The sequence below is a fragment of the Thermococcus sp. genome (assembly GCF_027008145.1).
In the GTDB taxonomy this organism is placed as follows: domain Archaea; phylum Methanobacteriota_B; class Thermococci; order Thermococcales; family Thermococcaceae; genus Thermococcus.
Window position 1 is genome coordinate 1 of the sequence record NZ_JALTCZ010000170.1, and the last position, 5,277, is coordinate 5,277.

Consider the following 5,277-nt stretch of genomic DNA (forward strand, 5'->3'; position numbering starts at 1 on the left):
CCCCCACCCTTCGGATAGTGCCCCCTCCTCTTCACCTCGATTTCTACTTTGAGACCCATCCTCTCAAGAGCGAAGAGGGTGACGCCCTTTAGGTAGTCAATGGGCGGGCTCCAAGGGACATCTGTTCCACCGGTTATCTCGAAGCTTCCACCGACAAATGCCATCGCCGGGAGGAGGGCTTGCAGGGTGAGGGTTATGCTCCCGGCGGTCTTTATAGGGACACGAATGTTCTTTGGCTCCGCCCTTCCGGGAATAAACTCAAGCTCCGTCGAACCGACTCTCGCGGCTTTGACCATAGCACCGCTCAGCTCCTTGAGAGCGAGGATCCCGTGGAGGTGCTGGGGTCTTAAGCCAGGGTTAGGCCTGTTGGCGCGTATCCGCTTAATCCTCACGGCCTTTCCGGTTATCACCGAGAGGGCAACAGCAGTCCTGAGTATCTGTCCCCCACCCTCACCGTAGGAACCGTCTATCTCGACCCACTCCACTTCCCCCACCGAAGGGAGCTTGAGGGTCCAGCCTAAAAATCTGACGAAACCCTTTTAGTGAAGACCTCCCAACCGGAGATGGTGGGAGCATGGACGAACTTGAATTCTGCCTCAAGAGCCTGAGCTATCCACTCGGGATGCTCCTTGAGGGGATGAAGCGCAGTGAAGGGCCGATGGTCATCGTTGAAGGCCAGCACATCACGATTCCAAGGGTTCCCTTCGCGGCCAGGTGCTACCTCCTTGCAAGGGCCTTCTATGAATCGCTCGACGTCGTTGACAGGAAAAGGCTCGCAGATGACTGGGCATACATCGAGGACTTTGCCAAGAGGGTGATCTCATCTCCCCTCGGGGAGAGGCTCAGGGACTACATGGAGAGGGCAGATGATCTGATTGAAGTCAGAACTGACCTTACGGTAAACTGGCTGGAGTTCGAGAGAAGGGCAGAAAGGGTAAGACCCATCCTTAGGAAAATCCTTGTCGGCGAGGAACCAGAGGGAGTAGGAGGACTAAGCGTTGACGAGTGCCTGCTCCTCAGCTACCTGTCAGGGGGGAGGAAAAAGCGAGAATTCATAAACGCCTTCCTCGGGAAACGCAACCCGACATTCAGGGAGGCCGTTAAGGCCTACTTCAGGGCCCTGAGGAGTTGAGCTCAAGGGCCACGACGATGGCCTTCTCAAGGGGGATCCCCCTAGCTTTAAAGGCTTCGACGAGCCTTACCACTGCCTCGACATTTCTCAGGTTCAGCCTCTCCCTCGGATAGCTGGCGAGCATCCTGGGGGGAACTGCTATGCCCAGCCTCTTCGAGAGCTCCCCCGCGAACTCCTCCGGGGAAAGCGGAGGAAGTTTTACAACGGCAGGTATCTCAAAGGATAGGTAACGAGAAGCCTCAATAGTATCAATGATGACCGGCTTTCCACTTGAGAGGGCCTTAACCAACTCACCCGGGGAGGGCTCCCTGAGGAGTATAAAACCCTCGGGGACTATCTCCGAGAGCTCAACCCCTCTCCTGTTCTCGACGAGGACGCTGAGCCCCATGTCCAGCAGGCCGAGGAGAACTTTCATTAGGTCTCTCCTACGGGAGAAAGCCCCTCTGAGCCTCTCCGTGGCCAGGGTTATCTGGTAGATTCTCCGCCTGTTTTCAAGAAGGAGGACGCCGTTTGATATCAGCCTGAGTCCAAGACGTGCCAAGGCAGATGAAAGCTCCTCCTCGCTCCTCGTCGTTATGGCCCTCCTTTCACCCAGCTCCTCCCATCCCCTGCTTATCACCTCATAATCGGCTGGAAAGAGGCCTCTCGCATTGAAGAACTCCTCCAGCGCCTCCTCTGCCTTATCCTCGGTGAGGGCGTACACCCTAACCAGCTCGACGTTATCGTTCCTGTCAACACCTATGAACACGACGGCGTCGCGCCTCTCTCTCGGGACGAGGATATCCTCCATCCCCAGCACCTTCAGAGGCTCATGGCCCCGAGTAGATCGCCGGTCTCTATGTTGATTATCTTGACGTCTCTCTTCCTCGTGTCGAGAAGAGCAACGCTCTTCACGCCGGTGAGATAACCGCAGACCTCTCCCGGGTTCACAAGTATTGTTCTTCCAACCTCCCTTATCTCGTAGCGGTGGGTGTGGCCAACGACAACTACGTCGTAGAGCTTGCTGTAGGCTAAAGCCTTAACGAGAACCTCGTTGGTTCCGTGGGTCACGGCTATCTTCATGCCGTCTGCTTCAATCTCTATCAGCTCGTCGTATATCCCGAGGGCTTCGTAGAGGCCTTTTCTCTCACCGTCGTTGTTGCCGAAAACGCCCTTCAGAGGTGCCTTGAGCCTCTTAAGTTCCCGAGCCACGAAAGGTGCAACGTAGTCGCCGGCGTGTATAACGAGGTCGACCCCTCTCTCGTTGAAAAAATCAACTGCCTGCCCGATGGCAGGGAGGTTATCGTGAGTGTCGCTCATTATCCCTATCAGCATCGTCTCCACCGGAGGAAGTTCGAGGGAGGGTTTATAGGGTTATCGAGAAGCCCAATGAACAGGGATGAACATCCATGTGGGGGGCGGGAAGGTTTATTAGTCCCTCCCCAGAGGGGAGAGTAAGGTGGTGGCATGTTCACAGGGCGGGCCCTAATAGCGGTCAAGGTCATCAAGCCCACCGGCGACTGGAACGCCGGGGACATAGTTTTAATTGAGGACTGGAAGGCGAGGGAACTCTGGGAAGCGGGAGTTGTTGAGGTCGTGGACGAGGCCGATAAGGTTATAGGCGAGATAGACAAGACCATAGCCGCCGAGAGGGAGAGCGAGCCCCTGACTGCACTCCCGTCCGGCCTGTACGAGAGGGCCGAGTTCTACTCCTATTACCTTGAGAACTACGTCAGGCTAAACGCGGGTGAGAGCGTGGAAACAATAAACGTCAAGCTCACAAAGCTGGCGAACCTGAGGAAGAAGCTCCGCGACCTGAAGATGATAAGGTTCAACAAAATCCTGAAGGCAGTTATGCTTAGGCCCAACAGCCTTGAACTGCTTTCGAGGCTATCCCCGGAGGAGAGGAGGATATACCTGCAGATGAGCAGGCTCAGGAACGAGTGGCTTGGTGATGTGTGATGGACAGGGAGGAGATGATTTCGCGCTTTGCCGGGTTCCTTCGCGGGTACGTTGACGACAATGGAAACGAGGTCTACATAAACAGGCTTAAAGATCTGCTAACCCTCACGCCCAGGCGGTCCCTGGCGATAGACTGGGCGCACCTGAACTCCTTCGACCCTGAGTTAGCCGAGGAACTTCTTGAAAATCCGGAGGAGAGCATAGCGAGTGCCGAGGATGCAATCCAAATAGTCCTCCGCGAGCCCCCACTCCTCGTTGAGAGGGAGTTCAAGGTTCACGCGAGGTTCTACAACCTGCCCCACACACTCCTGGTAAAGGAGCTCGGGAGCGAGCACATAAACCGCCTTATCCAGGTTGAGGGAATCATCACGCGCGTGAGTGAGGTTAAGCCATTCGTTGAGAGAGCAGTGTTCGTTTGTAAGGACTGCGGTAACGAGATGGCTAGGCTCCAGAAGCCCTACGAGAACCTGGTTAAGCCTGCAAAGTGCGACGCATGTGGGAGTAAAAACATCGAGCTCGACGTTGAGAAGAGCCGCTTCATAAACTTCCAGAGCTTCCGCCTTCAGGACAGGCCGGAAAGCTTGAAGGGCGGCCAGATGCCCCGCTTCGTTGATGCCATCCTTTTGGATGACCTCGTTGACACGGCTTTACCGGGTGACCGCGTTCTATTAACTGGAATCCTCCGGGTAATCCTTGAGGGGAAGGAAAAGAGGCCGATTTTCAAGAAAGTTCTGGAGGTCAATCACATAGAACAGCTCAGCAAGGAGATAGAGGAGCTTGAGATTTCGCCTGAGGACGAGCAGAAGATAAGGGAGCTCGCCAAGAGGAAGGACATCGTCGATGCCATAGTGGATTCGATAGCGCCAGCAATCTGGGGACACAAAACGGTAAAGAAGGGCATAGCCCTTGCTCTGTTCGGCGGTGTGCAGAGGACTTTACCTGACGGAACCAAACTGAGGGGGGAGAGCCACGTCTTGCTTGTGGGAGATCCTGGAGTTGCTAAGTCTCAAATTCTCCGCTACGTGGCCAACTTGGCACCGAGGGCGATTTACACGAGTGGTAAGAGCAGTTCTGCGGCCGGTCTTACAGCAGCAGCAGTCCGTGACGAGTTCACGGGCTCCTGGGTTCTCGAAGCGGGTGTTCTGGTTTTAGCGGATGGTGGATTCGCGCTGATTGACGAGTTCGACAAGATGAGCGACCGCGACAGGAGCGCGATACATGAAGCTTTAGAACAGCAGAGCTACCACCACGACTTCGAGCTTCTCTTGGCTGACGGTAAAAAAGTGAAGATCGGCGAACTGGTCGATGAGCTCATCGAGGAAAACAGGGACAAGGTAATAATCGGCAGGGACACCGAGATACTGCCCGTTGATCACATCGAGCTCCTCGCCTACGATTTGGAGAGGAAGGATATCGTGAAGGTAAAAGCCGACCGCGTGAGCAGACACAAAGCTCCTGAGAAGTTCATCCGCATAAAGTTCTCCAACGGCAGGGAGGTAACGGTAACCCCAGAGCACCCGGTGATGGTGTGGGGGGACGGAAAAATAACCGAGAAGCCAGCTGAGGAGATTTTCCCAGGGGATATAGCCCTGGGCGTCAGGGAGTACCCGATTGAGGTGAAGGCAGAACTCAGAAGTGCCTACAAGGACAGGAAGGATGCAGAGAACCACCATGACTACCTGTACTCCAGGGGCATCGTTGGGAGGATAACAAAGACTGGAACAAACTTCGTGGTGAGGGAAACGGAAAGGGAAATCCCGAAGGAGCTCTCAAAGCCCCTCATGAGGGCATGCAAAGCCCTCAAGCTGAGACTAACTCCAACGGAACGTATGAGGTTCAACCAACCCCTGGTGAAAGAGCGTTACGTAGCAGGAATACTCGAAAAGGTCGAAGGAAGAATTGTGGAGCTGGAGAGGCTCGCCAGGGAAGATCCCACAGAAGCCCTTAAGGTGATTCCAAAGAGCAAAATCTACACCAGCTCGGGGATAACCTATAACAGGTTTAAGAAGATGCTTGGTGAAGGGAACGAAGCGGCGATCAGGGTTGTAAGGGAGCTAATAAGCGAGATGACGGAATCCGCCAGAAAACACCTTGAAGAGTTCTACTCCTGGTGGAACGCTAACGTAAACTTCCTGAGGGTGAAGAAGGTCGAGATAATTCCAAACGACCGCTGGGAGTGGGTCTACGACGTTACCGTTGAGCCT

General features: G+C 54.8%; 6 protein-coding genes. 3 read left to right on the forward strand and 3 right to left on the reverse strand.

The annotated features are described in order from the left end of the window. A partial coding sequence (locus MVD07_RS08300; RefSeq protein ID WP_297500742.1) for an RNA 3'-terminal phosphate cyclase occupies window positions 1–485 on the reverse strand: 485 nt, incomplete at its 3' end. 89 nt (window positions 486–574) lie between these two features. On the opposite strand from MVD07_RS08300, the gene MVD07_RS08305 reads away from it, so the two are divergent. Beyond that, on the forward strand, window positions 575–1,132 hold the full coding sequence (locus tag MVD07_RS08305; protein WP_297500731.1) for a hypothetical protein: 558 nt from the start codon (window positions 575–577) through the stop codon (window positions 1,130–1,132). On the opposite strand, the gene MVD07_RS08310 is transcribed toward MVD07_RS08305, so the two are convergent. Both MVD07_RS08310 and MVD07_RS08315 read right to left on the reverse strand, forming a co-directional pair. After that, window positions 1,113–1,922, reverse strand: coding sequence for a hypothetical protein (locus MVD07_RS08310; protein ID WP_297500734.1), 810 nt, complete (start codon window positions 1,920–1,922; stop codon window positions 1,113–1,115). The two genes, MVD07_RS08305 and MVD07_RS08310, sit on opposite strands and share 20 nt — an antisense overlap. 11 nt (window positions 1,923–1,933) lie before the next feature. Beyond that, the gene (locus MVD07_RS08315) at window positions 1,934–2,446 is read right to left on the reverse strand and encodes a metallophosphoesterase (RefSeq protein ID WP_297500745.1); all 513 of its coding nucleotides are present in this window, start codon (window positions 2,444–2,446) and stop codon (window positions 1,934–1,936) included. Window positions 2,447–2,578: 132 nt separating this feature from the next. Between MVD07_RS08315 and MVD07_RS08320 the strand changes: the two genes are divergently transcribed. Together MVD07_RS08320 and MVD07_RS08325 are read left to right on the forward strand one after the other, a co-directional pair. Next, window positions 2,579–3,073, forward strand: coding sequence for a hypothetical protein (locus tag MVD07_RS08320; RefSeq protein ID WP_297500737.1), 495 nt, complete (start codon window positions 2,579–2,581; stop codon window positions 3,071–3,073). Continuing rightward, window positions 3,073–5,277: AAA family ATPase (locus MVD07_RS08325; protein WP_297500739.1), on the forward strand; the 2,205-nt coding region annotated here is incomplete at its 3' end. The genes MVD07_RS08320 and MVD07_RS08325, both read left to right, overlap by 1 nt.